General features: G+C 36.4%; 18 protein-coding genes. 10 read left to right on the forward strand and 8 right to left on the reverse strand.

Going from position 1 to position 15,009, the window contains the following annotated elements:
- Positions 1-198 precede the first annotated feature (198 nt).
- The 5 genes from DKG77_RS09280 (at position 199) to DKG77_RS09300 (ending at position 2,399) form a co-directional block, all read left to right on the forward strand.
- Positions 199-477, forward strand: coding sequence for a 2TM domain-containing protein (locus DKG77_RS09280; protein WP_109662403.1), 279 nt, complete (start codon positions 199-201; stop codon positions 475-477).
- 41 nt (positions 478-518) lie between these two features.
- Positions 519-821 carry a 2TM domain-containing protein gene (locus DKG77_RS09285; protein ID WP_109662405.1) on the forward strand — a complete coding sequence of 101 codons (303 nt, stop codon included), beginning with the start codon at positions 519-521 and terminating at the stop codon, positions 819-821.
- A complete protein-coding gene (locus DKG77_RS09290) occupies positions 812-1,129 on the forward strand; it encodes a 2TM domain-containing protein (protein ID WP_243414899.1) in 318 nt (105 codons plus the stop codon). The genes DKG77_RS09285 and DKG77_RS09290 overlap by 10 nt, the downstream gene beginning before the upstream one ends.
- A gap of 163 nt (positions 1,130-1,292) precedes the next feature.
- Positions 1,293-1,625: a 2TM domain-containing protein gene (locus DKG77_RS09295; RefSeq protein WP_165819371.1), complete on the forward strand. Its 333-nt coding sequence runs from the start codon at positions 1,293-1,295 to the stop codon at positions 1,623-1,625.
- A gap of 18 nt (positions 1,626-1,643) precedes the next feature.
- On the forward strand, positions 1,644-2,399 hold the full coding sequence (locus tag DKG77_RS09300) for a LytR/AlgR family response regulator transcription factor (protein ID WP_109662408.1): 756 nt from the start codon (positions 1,644-1,646) through the stop codon (positions 2,397-2,399).
- 89 nt (positions 2,400-2,488) lie between these two features.
- Here the strand turns inward: DKG77_RS09300 and DKG77_RS09305 are convergent, their stop codons facing one another.
- Positions 2,489-3,679 carry an LETM1-related biofilm-associated protein gene (locus DKG77_RS09305; RefSeq protein ID WP_109662409.1) on the reverse strand — a complete coding sequence of 397 codons (1,191 nt, stop codon included), beginning with the start codon at positions 3,677-3,679 and terminating at the stop codon, positions 2,489-2,491.
- 169 nt (positions 3,680-3,848) lie between these two features.
- Between DKG77_RS09305 and DKG77_RS09310 the strand changes: the two genes are divergently transcribed.
- The 4 genes from DKG77_RS09310 to DKG77_RS09325 all read left to right on the forward strand — a co-directional run bounded on the left by DKG77_RS09310 (position 3,849) and on the right by DKG77_RS09325 (position 8,924).
- Positions 3,849-4,541, forward strand: a complete 693-nt coding sequence (locus DKG77_RS09310) for a DUF4331 family protein (protein ID WP_109662411.1) — start codon at positions 3,849-3,851, stop codon at positions 4,539-4,541.
- 23 nt (positions 4,542-4,564) lie between these two features.
- Positions 4,565-5,311 carry a hypothetical protein gene (locus DKG77_RS09315; RefSeq protein WP_109662413.1) on the forward strand — a complete coding sequence of 249 codons (747 nt, stop codon included), beginning with the start codon at positions 4,565-4,567 and terminating at the stop codon, positions 5,309-5,311.
- A 76-nt stretch (positions 5,312-5,387) separates the two neighbouring features.
- Positions 5,388-6,662, forward strand: a complete 1,275-nt coding sequence (locus DKG77_RS09320; protein WP_109662415.1) for a tetratricopeptide repeat protein — start codon at positions 5,388-5,390, stop codon at positions 6,660-6,662.
- 51 nt (positions 6,663-6,713) lie between these two features.
- The gene (locus DKG77_RS09325; RefSeq protein ID WP_165819372.1) at positions 6,714-8,924 is read left to right on the forward strand and encodes a TonB-dependent receptor; all 2,211 of its coding nucleotides are present in this window, start codon (positions 6,714-6,716) and stop codon (positions 8,922-8,924) included.
- Positions 8,925-9,026: 102 nt separating this feature from the next.
- On the opposite strand, the gene DKG77_RS09330 is transcribed toward DKG77_RS09325, so the two are convergent.
- Positions 9,027-9,560, reverse strand: a complete 534-nt coding sequence (locus DKG77_RS09330) for a mechanosensitive ion channel domain-containing protein (protein WP_109662418.1) — start codon at positions 9,558-9,560, stop codon at positions 9,027-9,029.
- A 179-nt stretch (positions 9,561-9,739) separates the two neighbouring features.
- On the opposite strand from DKG77_RS09330, the gene DKG77_RS09335 reads away from it, so the two are divergent.
- Entirely contained in the window at positions 9,740-10,390 is a 651-nt protein-coding gene (locus DKG77_RS09335; RefSeq protein ID WP_109662420.1) for an OmpW/AlkL family protein, read from the forward strand.
- Between the two features lie 69 nt (positions 10,391-10,459).
- On the opposite strand, the gene DKG77_RS09340 is transcribed toward DKG77_RS09335, so the two are convergent.
- From DKG77_RS09340 to DKG77_RS09365, 6 genes are all read right to left on the reverse strand, one after another.
- Complete coding sequence (locus tag DKG77_RS09340) at positions 10,460-10,816, reverse strand: YciI family protein (protein ID WP_109662421.1); 357 nt, start codon at positions 10,814-10,816, stop codon at positions 10,460-10,462.
- A gap of 30 nt (positions 10,817-10,846) precedes the next feature.
- Positions 10,847-12,121, reverse strand: coding sequence for an RNA polymerase sigma factor (locus DKG77_RS09345; protein WP_109662423.1), 1,275 nt, complete (start codon positions 12,119-12,121; stop codon positions 10,847-10,849).
- Between the two features lie 36 nt (positions 12,122-12,157).
- On the reverse strand, positions 12,158-13,162 hold the full coding sequence (locus DKG77_RS09350; protein WP_109662425.1) for a bifunctional helix-turn-helix transcriptional regulator/GNAT family N-acetyltransferase: 1,005 nt from the start codon (positions 13,160-13,162) through the stop codon (positions 12,158-12,160).
- Positions 13,163-13,246: 84 nt separating this feature from the next.
- Positions 13,247-14,041: an anti-sigma factor gene (locus tag DKG77_RS09355; protein WP_109662427.1), complete on the reverse strand. Its 795-nt coding sequence runs from the start codon at positions 14,039-14,041 to the stop codon at positions 13,247-13,249.
- Between the two features lie 3 nt (positions 14,042-14,044).
- Positions 14,045-14,572 (reverse strand): RNA polymerase sigma factor, encoded by a 528-nt coding sequence (locus DKG77_RS09360; RefSeq protein ID WP_109662429.1) that lies wholly within the window; start codon positions 14,570-14,572, stop codon positions 14,045-14,047.
- A 50-nt stretch (positions 14,573-14,622) separates the two neighbouring features.
- On the reverse strand, positions 14,623-14,994 hold the full coding sequence (locus DKG77_RS09365; protein ID WP_109662431.1) for a VOC family protein: 372 nt from the start codon (positions 14,992-14,994) through the stop codon (positions 14,623-14,625).
- Positions 14,995-15,009: the final 15 nt, after the last annotated feature.

Here is a 15,009-nt window from a genome sequence, read left to right on the forward strand (position 1 = left end):
GTATAAAAAAAAAGCGGTCTTAGACCGCTTTTTTTTGTTTAACCCCTGTTGGATTTTAACGACTTGTCCGCTATTGTAAATAAAAAATCAACTCATCCTACAAAATCAACAGTTCACGAATCTAGTTTTCTTGAAATCGTACCATTTTACGAAGTTTGATATGTAATTAATAAACAAGAAATCAATCAAGATATAGTTATGGAAAATTTCACTGAACACAAGTATACACGGGCAAAAGAGAAGGTAGAGAACATTAAATCCTTTTATTCCAGTTTATTGAGTTACTGTATAGTAATTCCAATTTTGGCATTCATCAATTATAGAACAACAAGTTTCCCATGGGTCATTTTTCCAGCTTTTGGTTGGGGCATAGGACTTATATGTCATTGGACGAATGCTCATGGCTATAATCCTATATTGGGCAAAGATTGGGAAGAACGTAAAATAAGAGAGTTCATGAATCGTGACGAATTCTAATGAATCAGTATATTTAAGTGTGGATATAATAAAACAGTAACATGGAAAATTCAAGTAAAGAAAATAGATATATTAAGGCAAAAGAAAGAGTAGACGTTCTTAAAAAATTCTATGCCAATCTTTGGACATACATAATGGTAATTTCGGCATTGGCCTTAATCAACTATCTAACCAATGGGTTTAGCTATATGTGGTTTCTGTGGGCAGCTTTTGGATGGGGCATAGGAGTCATTTTTCATGCTATAGGGACTTTCAATCTTAATCCATTTTTTGGAAAGAGTTGGGAAGAACGAAAAATCAAGCAATTTATGGATGAGGATGAGAATTCAAAAAAATGGAAGTAATCATGGAAGGTTTTGAAAAAGATAAGCTTAAAAGAGCTAAAAAGCAGATTGAAGAATTAAAAGGGTTCTACATTCATTTTACCATTTACATTATCGTGAATACGTTCATTCTCATAAACATTTACCTGAAAACAGACGATTTTTGGCAATGGCCACACTTTGTAACACTCTTTGCTTGGGGAATTGGTATTTTCTTTCATGCTTCCAAGGTGTTTGATTACAATCCGTTTTTTGGGAAGAATTGGGAAAAAAGGCAAATTCAAAAATATATTGATAAGGATAAAAAGGAAATGGATAAATATAAGTAAGGTATAAAAAATGGCCACAAGACTGGAGCATGGTCAAAAAAAGGGTTAAAGACCTAAAATTGTTATACAATCGCATAAAAACCTTTAATCTTATTTCGACATTAGTTGCCATTCCTTAAAAAGTGGGAGGAAAATAAAAATGAGACGAAGAAATACGAATAATATGAAAACAGTACCAACAAGTATGGAAAGTGCCAAGAAAAGAGTGGCACGTCTAAAGAAATTTTACAATCATTTATCCATATACATTATAGTGAACATTCTGTTATTTGGTATTAAGGCATATTTTATGGACTTTTTTGACGGTAGTAGCACAGAACATATTAATTTGTCCAAATGGATAGTATGGAATATGATATCTACACCTGTTATCTGGGGAATATTTCTTGCTATACATGCTGCAAAAGTGTTTAGCCACCCTTTGGTTAATAAGTGGGAAGAAAGACAGATTCAAAAATATATTGAAAGGGAAGAAAACGACATTCCTAAATTCTAATCATTTTAAATCAAAGAAATGAACGTAATCATCATTGAAGATGAAAAACCAGCAGCTAGAAGATTAAATCGTCTGCTAGCAGAATTAAATGTTGAAGTTTCTACCATGCTTCATTCAGTTGAAGAATCAATTGAGTGGTTTCAAGAAAATCCACACCCAGATTTAATTTTTCTGGACATTCAATTATCAGATGGACTTTCCTTTGAAATATTTGATATTATTGAAGTAAAAAGTGCCATCATTTTCACTACCGCTTTTGATGAATATGCACTTCAAGCGTTCAAGTTAAATAGCATTGATTATTTGCTTAAACCAATAGACGACGAAGAGCTTGAAAGTGCCGTAAAAAAGTACCAGGATTTTAAGCCTGAAAGCCAAAGAATTTCTGTTGATTTTAATGATATAAAAAGCTTGTTGGTCAACCCCCTTGAGCGAGAATATAAAAAACGATTTACGGTCAAGGTAGGACAGCATCTAAAAATTATTAATGCGGATGAGGTGGAGTGTTTTTATAGTGAGAACAAAGGTACATATGCCGCAACATCTGATGGTAGGAATTATTTGTTGGATACAACTTTGGAACAGTTGGAGGGGGAGTTGTCACCAAAAATTTTCTTTAGGGTCAGCAGAAAATTTTATGTGAACATAAATCATATAAAAGACATCATATCTTACACCAATTCAAGACTTCAAATCAAGTTAAATCATTTTAATGAGCAAGAAATCATTGTAAGTAGAGAGAGAGTAAGAGACTTTAAGTTATGGTTAGAGTAATGTTTGTTAAAAAATTGATATTTAGATTTTTACACCTATTTAATAGCAATTATAAATTTTCCTTATAGTAGCTTTATTGTAGAAAAAGCCTAATTTTCTTGAACCCTATTGTCATCAAAAGCAGAGGGAAGCAATTTAGGAATTAATTTGATGAAAATAGGTAATAAAACCGCTCCTCCAGGTAACATAAAAATAGCCAACGAAGGAATTGTTTTAAAAATATCCAACAATTGATTTTGGACTTTTTTCTTTTCTTCTTTGTTCAATTCCTTAACTGCGGATTTGGATAAAAGGGTAACAAGTTCTTTACTTTCCGTAAGCTCTTTTTTTAATCTTTTACTATTTCTTAAAATTAATTTGCTTACGTTTTTGGACATTCCATCATAAAATTGCAGGGCCAAATTTTTATCATTTAGATAGCTTATTTTGCTGCTATTTTTTTTAAAAAAATCCTTAACGAAATTTAGCGCAGATCTAACCTCTTTTTCAGACTTTTCCAAGTCTATTCCAAGACCTAAAATATAATCGGATTCTGTATAGTCCAAAGACTTATCTTCCCATATGGTTAAACAGGCCATATCCATAAAATAATCCTTTTCACAAGTTGTGAAATTTTGCTTCAATAAATCTCTATACGTACCATCAATTTTTGCTTCATCCAGGTTTACAAATGTTAAGGAAGAGGCCAAAAGTTGAATAAGTTTATCATCGGCCTTATTTGTTTCCTTAGAATTTAGCGCATGGTAGGCAATGTTGATAGTTACATATTCCAATAACTGTGCATGTTCTATAATAGAACCATAACCTTGTAGATAAATCCTAAAAATCAATATGTCTACATATAACAATGAATTGGTGAGACTATTGCCAAATGCCCTATTAAATGCATTTCCCTCTAAATAGATTCTAGTGTCTATGAGTTTTTCTAACTGGGATTCAGTTTGTTTTCCGGTCAATATCTTGTTCAGAAAAGAAATTTTGCTCACTTCTAAGGATTGATAATACTCAAAAACGGTATTTACAAAGAGCTCAAAGTCGGTTTCCCCTTTTTCAAATCGGAATGTAAAGTAAAGGGCAGTGAGTAAATTGATCTTGGCAATTTCATCTTCCGTTAACCTATGTTCTACAGCAATAAATGAAGGTATGTCCAAATGAATGCCATAGACAAACCCATTCTTTTTCAATTCTTGGTACAAGCTTTCAAAATCAGAAAGGGTTGTTTCTTCTTTTTGGACAAGATGTCCAAATTTATTAATCCATCCGGAAGAAGAGGGGTTCATTAGGTTAAAGTTTATACTTCAAAATAATACAAATTAAAAGATTTAATGGCAAGAACCACTATTCTTTTGGTCTAAAATGCATTAAGTTTTTTTTAACACATAAAAACCAAACCCTCCTCTTAAAGGTTCCGTAGGTAGGAACGTAATAAACATAAAAAGTAAATTTAAAATGAGAAAAACAACTAAGTATTTAACAGGCATTGGGGCTTTGGCCCTTACAGCAATAGCATTGGTGGCCGCGGATCATATAGATGCGCCTTCCTCTAGGGGCACAACCGCCGATGTTGCTGATTTTTTTGCATTTGAACCGACTGAAGGTTCAGATAACACCGTTTTTATTGTGGACCTTCAATCTGATGTTTTACCGGAACTTGCTTACGGAAACTTTGACGAGGACATTCTAACGGAGATCAACATTGATTTGGATGGTGATTTGGTGGAAGATCAAGTTATTCAGACAATAGCAAGAGATGGTAGAATGTATTTCTTTGGACCAGCTGCGCCATCCACAACTGGATTAAGCAGTCAGATATTAACAGATGCCCCTCTTGGAAATGTGGAGATATCTGGATCTGCGGCTATTGTAGAAACTACCTCTGATGGTGTTTCCCTGTTTGCTGGACCAAGACAGGACCCTTTTTTCTTTGACTTTTTCCAGTTCAATGCGGTAATCTCTCCAGCAGTGGATTCTGCCCCCGGTGGTTTTTTTGCACCAGAAGAAGCATCTGATGCATTTGATGGAGCCAATACATTATCAATTGCAATCGAAATCCCCAACAGTATGCTAGGAACCCCTACTGCCACAAATGCATTGGGACTTAATGTCTACAAAACTTGGGTAACAACGAACAAAAAACAATAATCGAAAATTTTAAATAAAAAAACATGAGACTAAAACAGATTAAGAATATAGCGGCATCACTATTTATATTGAGTTTGGTAGTGGCCTGTAATAATGATGATGATGTAATGGCGCCGGATGATATGGCGATGGATGATGACATGATGATGGATGATGATATGATGGGGGGAGATGATATGATGGGGATTGATTTTTCTGGAACCTTTGCACAAGTAGATTTTATGGGTAGACCAGGAATCAACACTACCCTGAGCTTTGACCTGGATGGTCAACCAAGTGTAAAGGATGCCCATAATGTGTCTATCCCGTCAGAAATGGTTGGTATCTTTCAAGCTGGTTTTGAAAACAGATTGGAGCAATACCATGATGTGTATGCCAATAAATTGGGCTTGGATCCAAATGCGGTAAACTATGAAAATAATATTCTTGGACTGGACATCACTACACTCACCACAGTTTTGGCTGCGGATGTATTGGAAGTAGCTCCAGATTTGCCAACCACTTATTTTAATCCAGGTACTGATTTTGATAACGATGGACGCATTTTGGTTCCAGATGGTGATGAGGTGGCGCTAACAGGAAGAACCCCCAGTGACGATATTATTGATGTTTCTCTAATACTATTTTTTGGAGGGGCAGAAGGAAATCGATTTAGTGGACAAGACCTAGATAATGACGGAATGTCAGACCTGCCTAGATTAACATCGGATGGGGTAGGTTTAACTGCTGATATCTCTACAACTTTCCCTTATCTGGGAAATCCCGAGTAATTGCTATGAAAGGGAAGGGGAGAGGACCTGGTCCTCTCCCTTAATTAAAACAACAACTACAACAAAACATACAAAAATGAAATATGCACTATTGTTTTTGGCAACGATACTTTTAGTCTCTTGCCAGCAAGAATCAAACTTTAAAACAAACAAAAAAGATTACGACCGTTACTTGGTGGTTGAACCAGTAAAAACGACTTCAAAATATTTTGACCTATGGAACTCTAAAATCAAGCAGGACAGCCTGCAATTATTGAGTTTCGGCAATGTTGCCAACGAGTACAATCGTTTTTTTCAAGGTACAGGAGACATCCAATATCTAAAAAAAGCGGAGCAAGCACTAACAAAGGCTGTAGAGATAGCGGCTATTGGCAAAGCAGGATATAAAAGGGCGCTGGCTCGTAACTACATTTCGCAACATAGGTTTAAAGAAGCGTTGGAACTGGCCCAATCCGCATTCAAATTGGGTAGTGGTCTAAACGAATCCAAAAGCTTACTATTTGATGTTCATTTAGAGTTGGGCAATTACAAAGAAGCGGAGAAATACCTGAATGACATTCGGAACATGTCGGACTTTGGATACCTAATAAGATTGGCAAAATGGAATGACCATATGGGGGATTTGGAAACCACGATCCGTTTCATGGAAGATGCAGTTGGGAAGGCAGAGTCGTCAAAAAATAGAGGATTGTTGATATGGTCATATACCAATTTAGCGGATTATTATGGACATGCTGGGCGCATACAAGATTCATACAAAAATTATTTAAAGGCATTAGAGATTGACAATCAAAATGCATACGCAAAAAAAGGGATTGCTTGGATTGTATTCTCCCATGAAAGAAATGGAGAAGAGGCCCTTCGCATTTTAGATGCGGTTTTAGAAACCCATAAGTCACCTGATTACTATTTATTGAAAGCGGAAATTGCAGAATTCATCGGTGATGAACGACTTAAAATGAAGGCATATGATAGTTATTATACTATGGTGCAGAATAAGGCATATGCTGATATGTACAATAGCTACAACATAGATTTTTACTTAAACGAGTTATTAGCTAACGATAAAGCCTTGGAGTTGGCCAAAAAAGAAGTAGCAAATAGACCAACCCCAGAATCATACGATTTGTTGGCTTACAGTTTTTTGAAAAGGGGAGAAAAGGAAAAAGCTTTGAAACTTGTTGAAAACCAAATCATTGGTAAAACCTTTGAGCCGGTCATTTTACAACATGCTGCTGAAATCTATAAGGCCAATGGAATCAGAACAAAGGTGGAAGAGCTAAAACAAGAACTTCTAGGTGCTATTTATGAGTTAGGACCGAACAAGGAGGATGAAATTCTGGGTTTATAGACTGTTTGATCAATGGAAAACATAAGAGTATTAATAAAACGAGCATTCTTAATGCAGATGTTACTTCTATGCACTTGCCACATGTTTGGCCAGACCAGTTTTTCAGGAAAAATCGTTGATAATTTGGGCAAACCAATTTCAGAGGCGTATGTAATTAACAAAACTGGAAAAACATTTGGTTATTCAGATGAAGGTGGGAAGTTTAAACTAGAAGGCACCAAAATTGGAGACTCTCTTGAAATAGGTGCCTTAGGGTTTAAAAAGGAACAGGTTCTAGTAGTGCAGGAAGCTTCACACGATGATTTCAGAATTATTATGATGGAAGATGCATATCAACTTAAAGAAGTTATTGTGCGGCCAACCCTTAACACGTTAAACGAGGTGGTGGATGTGGACTTGGCATTGGCACCCATTAAGTCATCACAGGAAATTCTAAGAAAGGTCCCGGGTTTATTTATTGGTCAGCATGCAGGAGGGGGGAAGGCAGAACAAATGTTCCTGAGGGGCTTTGATTTGGATCACGGCACGGATATCAGCATAAATGTGGACGGAATACCTGTGAATATGGTCTCTCATGCACATGGCCAAGGATATGCGGACCTTCATTTTTTAATACCGGAAAGCATTGAGAGCATGAATTTTGGTAAAGGGCCTTATTATGCTGAAAAAGGTAATTTTAATACTGCGGGTTATGTAGATTTTGAAACCAAAAACATTTTAAATAAAAACCTGGCAGAAATACAACTGGGTAGTTTTGGATTAAAAAGAGGCCTGGGAATGTTCAATGTTTTGAATACGAACAAGGACAAAGCTTATCTGGCCTCAGAGGTTATTGCTTCTGAAGGCTATTTTGAGTCTCCGCAAGATTTTGAAAGAATTAATCTCTTTGGCAAATACAACCATTTATTCGCGGATAACAGCAGGTTAATACTTGCAGCAAGCCATTTTCAAAGTACTTGGAATGCTTCAGGTCAAATTCCAGAAAGAGCGGTGGCCAATGGGTTGATAGGTAGGTTTGGCAGTATAGACGACACCGAAGGAGGTACAACTTCGCGTTCATCCATAAATCTGGATTTTAGAAAAGTCTTTAAAGATAATATTGCATTAAAGTTGAACGCATTTGCGAGCAGGAATCACTTTCAGCTATTTTCCAATTTTACATTTTTCTTGAATGACCCAGTTAATGGCGACCAAATAAGACAAGAGGAAAATCGTTTTGTCTCTGGGCTTAATTTAAATCTTAGCAAGACTTTTTACCTAGAAGATAAGCCACTTACTATAACAACGGGAGCAGGTCTTCGCAATGACCGTATCAAGGACAATGAGCTATCAAGCACTCTTAATAGAAATACGACTCTTCAAAATATACAGTTGGGCAATGTTAGTGAAAGAAATGCCTATGCATTTTTATCTGGCAAAATCAACTTGGACCGTTGGTTGTTAAATCTTGGCCTTAGACTGGATAGATTCACGTTTGAATATTCAGATTTTCTACAAAATTTGACCACTAACGAAAAGACTGCAGATGTACTTTTTACTCCCAAATTTAATGTGGTTTACACTCCAGACAGCAAATTTCAATTCTATTTAAAATCTGGTGTGGGGTTTCATAGCAATGATACTAGGACCATTTTACAGCGCGCAAATCAAAAACTTCCAAAATCTTATGGAGCAGACTTTGGAACCATTTGGAAGCCAGCTGAGGGCCTGTTGTTTAATGCGGCATTATGGACTTTGCACTCGGAGGAGGAGTTTGTTTATGTTGGGGATGAAGGTGTGGTAGAGCCCAATGGAGCGTCTGCCCGTTATGGATTGGATTTGGGAATACGTTCACAGGTAAACGAACACTTTTTTATGTATGCTGATGCTACCTATAGCCACGCAAGAAGTGTGGAAGCAGAAGAGGGCATGGACAATATTCCCTTGGCTCCACGATTTACTTTGACCGGAGGATTACAATTTTCAAAACTCAAGGATTTTTCAGGCGGGTTGACCTTTAGGTACCTTGGCGACCGCCCAGCCAATGAGGATTATTCAATTACGGCTGAAGGGTATTTTATTACAGATATGAATTTCAATTATGCCGTGAACAATAACGTCTCACTGACCTTTGGAATAGAAAATCTGTTCAATACTAAGTGGAAAGAAGCACAATTTGTAACAAACTCAAGACTAGCTAATGAAGAAAGACCGGTGGAGGAAATTCATTTTACTCCAGGTACTCCATTTTCAGTAAGAACAGGACTTAGGTATGTTTTTTAAGGACAGGGATGGTTTAAGTTTTATTATGTCATAACAAAGTGCAAAGACAGTTGTTAGGTTGTATGTTGTTTTTTAGACCCGCCATGGTTTTCCATGGTGGGTTTATTCTTCATCAATTGCACCCGTTTTTTCATCATGATGAAGAATTTCAATTCCTTTTTGAATAACGAGATTGGTAGGAATAGAGATTTTTCTTCCATCATCAGTTCTCATAAAAAGGTAAAAGCCACTTATATCCTCGACTTTTCCTGTCCAGTCAAAATCTTTGTCCAGGACTCTTACACGATCACCAAGACGCAAAGGATGACTAAAAAATAAAATAACACTTGCCGTCAAATTTGAAAGTATGGACCATTGCGCAACAAAGCCAATACCAACTATTGCTAGTACAGAAGAGATAAAAACCGAGAATTCTTGTAGGTTAACCCCCCATATTATAGTGATTACCACTATGGCCAATCCATAGAAAAACAAATTGCTCAAATAGAAAATAATTTTCCTATTGTTCATGTCTATGGAGCTGATTTTACCAAATCTCCTTATCGCTCTTTTGCTCAGAGAGTTCAAGATCAAAATGATAATCAATAGGATTACCGTAATTAGGATTTGGGTTTTGTACGATGTAATGTCCAGCATTATTATTTGATAATTTAGGATGGTGCAAATTACCTATTTATAATTTGTTATTTAAAAGCTTTTCAATTCATAAACGGTTCAAAAGAAAAACCAGAGAAGCATTTTTTTGAACAATGATAAAGATCATATTCTTTGATAGTTGGGTGGACTAGTTTTGGCTAAATTTTAAACACTCAACGATGAAAAAAATAGGGATTTCTTTAATGGTAGCGCTTTTGTGCTCTATGAACTTGGTAATAGCGCAGGACCAACAAACGAATGACAACGGAAGTAAATGGCAATTTAGGCTAAGAGGGATTGTTGTTACACCAGATGAAAGTGCAGATATAGAAACTATAGGTGGTGATGCATCAATTTCAACGGCTTTTGTGCCAGAATTGGACATTTCTTATTTCTTTAATGAAAACTGGTCATTGGAGTTGATTTTGGCCACAGCAAAGCATGATGTTGAAGCCGTAGGAACGGCAGCTGGCGATATAGATTTGGGTCATGTTTGGTTACTTCCACCAACGTTAACAGGGCAGTACCATTTTACCGGAGGAGATTTCGTGCCATATTTAGGAGCTGGATTAAACTTAACAATATTCTACGGGGTAGATGAAGGCCCTGTAGCTGATGATGTTGATTATGATACTTCTATTGGATACGCTCTTCAGGGTGGATTTGATTATATGCTCAACGATAAATGGTTTTTAAACATAGACGTTAAAAAACTTTTCTTAAGTACAGATGCAACCATAGATGCAACTTCAGCACTTGATGCAACAGTAGGTGCTGATGTGGACATCAACCCTTGGATTATTGGTTTTGGTGTAGGAGTTAAATTATAGATTTAGCTTCTTGGTTTAGTAATAAAAAACGGCTTGGGGTAACCAAGCCGTTTTATTTTGACCCCCTTTTTAATTAATGCCTTCTACATGCTTTATTGGCCTAACTTCCATACGCCAAATACCTTCTTCAAACCTAGGGTCCTGTTTGGCGATGGCTATTGCTTCATCCAAATCTTTTGCCAATAAATGGTAATACCCAGAAATGATTTCTTTGGTCTCATTGTAAGGGCCATCAACAATTTGACCATTTTTATAAGACAACATGGTTCCCTCCATTTCCAATGGTTGAGCGGATTTCATCCTGCCTTCTTCCGTAAGTCTTTTTAGATACCCTCCAATTTTTTCGATATGCTGTTGCATTTGTTCTGGTGATAAACTGGCCTTTGGTTCTTCCTCACTCCTGATAAGTAATAGAAATTCTCTCATAATCTTTTGTTTTAAATATAAAGTTTGTCCCTAAGACAATTGAGATGGAGGAATAAGGACAAGGGCGTTAATTTTTTTTTGTAAAAGTTCTTTGTCCCTTTCATTATTGGCCAAACTCAAAGCTTGTTTATAATGCATTTCCGCTTTTTTAAACTGAGAGCTTTTTTTATACAATTCTGCTAGGGTAAAATGATAGAGGTAATAATTGGCAATGTCAGACCTAGCCGCTAATTGAAACAACTCGTCAATGGCCTTTTCATTTCCCTCAACCTCCGAAAAAGCTACGATTCGGTTCAGATGTACAATAGGGGAGTCTTCCAATAGCAATAGTTGATCATATAGAGATAGTATTTGCGCCCAATTGGTTTTTTCATAAGCATAAGAAATACAATGGTTTGCAGATATAGTTGCTAAAATGCTGTATTTACTTATGGTATTCCCTTCTGTGATTCTATCTAAGTATTGAGTTCCTGTCTGAATAAGATTGGAGTCCCACTTTGATCGGTCTTGTTGCTTCAAATCGATGATTTCTCCCTCATCTGAAATGCGAGAATTAAATCTGGATATATTGAAATACATCAAAGCCAACAGAGCGTAGCATTCTGTTTTGTTTAAAATATTGTCGCTATCCGCTAATAATTTCACCAAACGAATTGCCTCTAAGCAAAGGTCAAAGCGAACAACGTTGTTTTTACGAGAAGGAAAATACCCCTCGGTAAAAATCAAATAAATAGTCTTGAGTACTGCTTCTAAACGTTCTTCAACAATGTTTTTTGAATTAATATCAATGGAAACTTTACGCATTTGTTTTCTCCCACGTACCAGTCGTTTATTTATGGTTTGTTCGTTGGAAAAGAAAGCATTGGCTATCTCAGCAATGCTAAAACCTGATAAAATTTTTAAGATCAGTGCAATCTGAGAATTTTCTGAAATTGAAGGATGGCAGCAGGAGAACATCATTTTTAGTTGACTATCCTCTATGACTTCTTCAGAAAAAGAAAACGCTTCGTCCAGGCCTGAGCTTTTGACAGTGTTAGCGTAATCGCGATGGTATTTTTTGCGTTTAAGAATGTTTAAAGTAATGTTCTTTGCTGTGGTGTACAGCCAGGCTTTGGGGTTGTCAGGGATACCACGCATTTCCCAGTGCTCCGTAGCTTTTAACAAAGCTTCTTGCACAATATCTTCTGCTGTTTCAACATTTTCCGTTCCTAAATAACCTGTAATGACCGCAACAAGCTTCCCATATTCATTTCTGAAAAAATGGGAGGTCAGCTCATGACTTTTGGCTAAATCGGAATTGTTCATGTTCAAAACGGCGTTTAAAAAAATTCTGAAGCTAATTTACTTCAGTTTTAGTCTAAACCCATAGACTTGAAGATTTCCTTGTTTAAAGTCCAAATCTTTAGAGCTTTTAAAACCAAGCTTTTCATACATGCCCCAAGCAATTTTCATAAAATCAGTAGTATGGATGATAACCTGTTTATGGCCTTTCTTTTTAGCATTGGCAATGCAAGTTTTACTCAGCGCTTTTCCTACTCCCAATCCCCTTGCAGAATTACTGACCGCAAGAAGCCTAAAGCCCGAGGCATTTTTTTCTAAGGTTGCGGTCCCTCCAGAGCCATAATATTGCATGTCGCCAAAGTACAAAACACCTCCCAAGATTTCTCCACTTGGTGATACTGCAATTAAAAGTTCTGAATCGGGTTTCTTTGTAAAATCTCCAATATTCGCAAGAGCGTTATAATATTGTGGCTGCTCATGCACTTTTGGAAACCCCTCTAACTTGGAATATACGCTGACCATTAATGCTCCTATTTCTTTGAACTCTGACGACTTTGCGTTCCTAATTATGAATGTTTTATCATGTTTTTCTGGATTAAAACGCTTGCTGTAACGTTCCTTAAAGCTCTTTTTGTGTAATTCTTGTTCTAATTGAGTCAGTTTTTCAAGAAAATCATCTTTTACGACCTCCTTTAATACTTCTTGAATTCTGTCCCATTCTTTTTCTAGGGCAGGCAACGCTTTTTTACCTTTTTTAGAAAGTTGAATAAGGGTTTTTCTACCGTCTTTTTCATCTTTAAAAGTCTCAAGATAACCTTGACCCTTCATTTTACGTGTTATTTTTATCATTGCTGGGTGCGAAAAACCTAAAGCATTTGCTATTTCTGTTACTGTTAGTCTTCCTCTTTGTTTTAAAAGCAAAAAGATTACATGCCAATTAGGTTCAATTTTTAAATTTAAACCGGTGTAGTGGTCAATTGTACTAGAGACTATTTTTTCATTTAATCGTTTTATACGAGCAGTAAAGCCTAAATGGCGCAATTCTGGGAGAAAATCCTTATTCATTATATTTACGTAACTAGTTACGTAAATATAATTCAAAATCTACGATTTGCATTCATACTTTATCAATTGGTTAAGAAAAAAGTGTCAGGGGCCAACTGCGCCCAGTGTATATAGCTGTTCTAAATTAGGAGTGTCACTACCCCCTTCAGGTTCTAGCGTAATCCCAAAAGCTTCGGTTTCGTTAGGATTGGTAAGTGTAAACAATTTATTGTTATCTGTTACAAAATCTTCTAAGAGGCCTATGCTAGTTGGGGTCAATGGATCTAGTTTTAAAGACCATACTTGATATGCATATCCTTCTGGAGGTTCGGGTAGACCTTGGGCATCAATGATGACGTTTTTTTCTTCTTTGTTCCAATAAGCCCTGGCATACGACCTTGGGGCAACTGTTTGCCCGCCTAAATCTATCACGGTAACATTTTTATCACGTAATGCCTGAAGCAACGTTTCTTGATTGACTACATCATTTCGTACTCCTGAGAGAACCTCTTCCAGACTTTGTTTTTCTTGATTGGTTATTTCTATTTCGGATTTCAGATTATTGTTTTCCAGATATACCCACAAAAGTCCAACCGCCAACAACAGAGAAGCGGCCCACCCTAGATAGCTGCTCCATGGAGTTTTCTTTTCAGAAGCTGTTGGCAAGAACGGAATTACATCATCGAGTTCTGGTTTCAATTTCTTAAAACCATCATTGGGCAGCCCGGGAGAAACCGTTTTGGTTAGTTGCAGCATAGCTGCTTCAATGGCTTCGATTTCTTTTTGAACTTCAGGATATTGTATAGCATAGTGCTGCACCTCCAAATTTTCTTCAGGACTAAGTGCTCCAGCAATGTAGAGTTCTAAAATTCCGGATGCTATGTACTTCTCAATATCCATTTATTATCTTATGTTTTTCCGTAACTCGGAAATACAACTTCTCAGACGTGTTTTAATAGTGCCGATAGGCGTTTTTAATTCTTTAGAAACTTCTTTTTGCGTATACCCCTTAAAATAAAGCAAATCTATCAAAAGGATGCATTTGTCCTTTAGTCCTTTTATAAGTGATTGGAGTCCAATTGTATCAATTTTACCATTTAAATCCTCACTATTTTCATAGATACCTACGAAAGAATGAACAGGTAGGTTTTTCTTTTGATTTTTATGGGTTTTAGAGCGCAGTTCATCGATTGCCGTATTACGCGCTATGTTCAAAATCCAAGTAAAGAAACGCCCTTTTGATGCATCATAATTATCAGACTTGTCCCATATCTTAATGAAAACGTCCTGACAAAGTTCTTGGGAGCGTTCGGCATCTTTAATTATGGTATTGATGACCCCACAAATATTTTCAGCATACATATTGTACAACTTTTCAAAGGCGGTTTTATCCTTTTTCTGAAATTGGAGTATGAGGTCGTCTACTTTCATAGTTAATCGGCCAAAGATATAAAAAGGTATCGTTGAATTCTACCATAATTCTAAACATGTTGATCAATTAAAATGGTATTGCCATCTGGATCTACCACTACAAAACTAGCAGGTCCAGTAGTAGTTTCATCGGCTTCGGATGTTGGTATTACCCCACTTTTTTTTAGATTTTTTTGAATGTCACGAACATCATCAAAAGCTTTCAACGTTTGTGCATTTTCATCCCAGCCTGGGTTAAAGGTTAGAATGTTGTTTTCGAACATACCTTGAAAAAGTCCAACAAGGGCATTACCATTCTTCATAATGAGATAGTTTCGTTCCATTTCACCGGCAAAAACGGCGAATCCCATTTTCTCATAAAAGGTTTTGGAAACCTGAAGATCTTTTACTGACAGACTTATAGAAAATGCACCTAGTTTCATATTATTTTGTTTTTA

Origin of the sequence: Flagellimonas aquimarina (assembly GCF_003149745.1) — a bacterium.
Classification (GTDB): Bacteria; Bacteroidota; Bacteroidia; order Flavobacteriales; family Flavobacteriaceae; genus Flagellimonas; species Flagellimonas aquimarina.

Bases quoted from the DNA above. Each gene is read 5' to 3' on its own strand.
- DKG77_RS09345 (WP_109662423.1), bottom strand. From the start codon at position 12,121: ATGAACAATTCCGATTTAGCCAAAAGTCATGAGCTGACCTCCCATTTT.
- DKG77_RS09330 (WP_109662418.1), bottom strand. From the start codon at position 9,560: ATGCTGGACATTACATCGTACAAAACCCAAATCCTAATTACGGTAATC.
- DKG77_RS09300 (WP_109662408.1), top strand. From the start codon at position 1,644: ATGAACGTAATCATCATTGAAGATGAAAAACCAGCAGCTAGAAGATTA.
- DKG77_RS09285 (WP_109662405.1), top strand. From the start codon at position 519: ATGGAAAATTCAAGTAAAGAAAATAGATATATTAAGGCAAAAGAAAGA.
- DKG77_RS09280 (WP_109662403.1), top strand. From the start codon at position 199: ATGGAAAATTTCACTGAACACAAGTATACACGGGCAAAAGAGAAGGTA.
- DKG77_RS09355 (WP_109662427.1), bottom strand. From the start codon at position 14,041: ATGGATATTGAGAAGTACATAGCATCCGGAATTTTAGAACTCTACATT.
- DKG77_RS09290 (WP_243414899.1), top strand. From the start codon at position 812: ATGGAAGTAATCATGGAAGGTTTTGAAAAAGATAAGCTTAAAAGAGCT.
- DKG77_RS09310 (WP_109662411.1), top strand. From the start codon at position 3,849: ATGAGAAAAACAACTAAGTATTTAACAGGCATTGGGGCTTTGGCCCTT.
- DKG77_RS09315 (WP_109662413.1), top strand. From the start codon at position 4,565: ATGAGACTAAAACAGATTAAGAATATAGCGGCATCACTATTTATATTG.
- DKG77_RS09350 (WP_109662425.1), bottom strand. From the start codon at position 13,162: ATGAATAAGGATTTTCTCCCAGAATTGCGCCATTTAGGCTTTACTGCT.
- DKG77_RS09340 (WP_109662421.1), bottom strand. From the start codon at position 10,816: ATGAGAGAATTTCTATTACTTATCAGGAGTGAGGAAGAACCAAAGGCC.
- DKG77_RS09335 (WP_109662420.1), top strand. From the start codon at position 9,740: ATGAAAAAAATAGGGATTTCTTTAATGGTAGCGCTTTTGTGCTCTATG.
- DKG77_RS09305 (WP_109662409.1), bottom strand. From the start codon at position 3,679: ATGAACCCCTCTTCTTCCGGATGGATTAATAAATTTGGACATCTTGTC.
- DKG77_RS09325 (WP_165819372.1), top strand. From the start codon at position 6,714: ATGCAGATGTTACTTCTATGCACTTGCCACATGTTTGGCCAGACCAGT.
- DKG77_RS09295 (WP_165819371.1), top strand. From the start codon at position 1,293: ATGAAAACAGTACCAACAAGTATGGAAAGTGCCAAGAAAAGAGTGGCA.
- DKG77_RS09320 (WP_109662415.1), top strand. From the start codon at position 5,388: ATGAAATATGCACTATTGTTTTTGGCAACGATACTTTTAGTCTCTTGC.
- DKG77_RS09360 (WP_109662429.1), bottom strand. From the start codon at position 14,572: ATGAAAGTAGACGACCTCATACTCCAATTTCAGAAAAAGGATAAAACC.
- DKG77_RS09365 (WP_109662431.1), bottom strand. From the start codon at position 14,994: ATGAAACTAGGTGCATTTTCTATAAGTCTGTCAGTAAAAGATCTTCAG.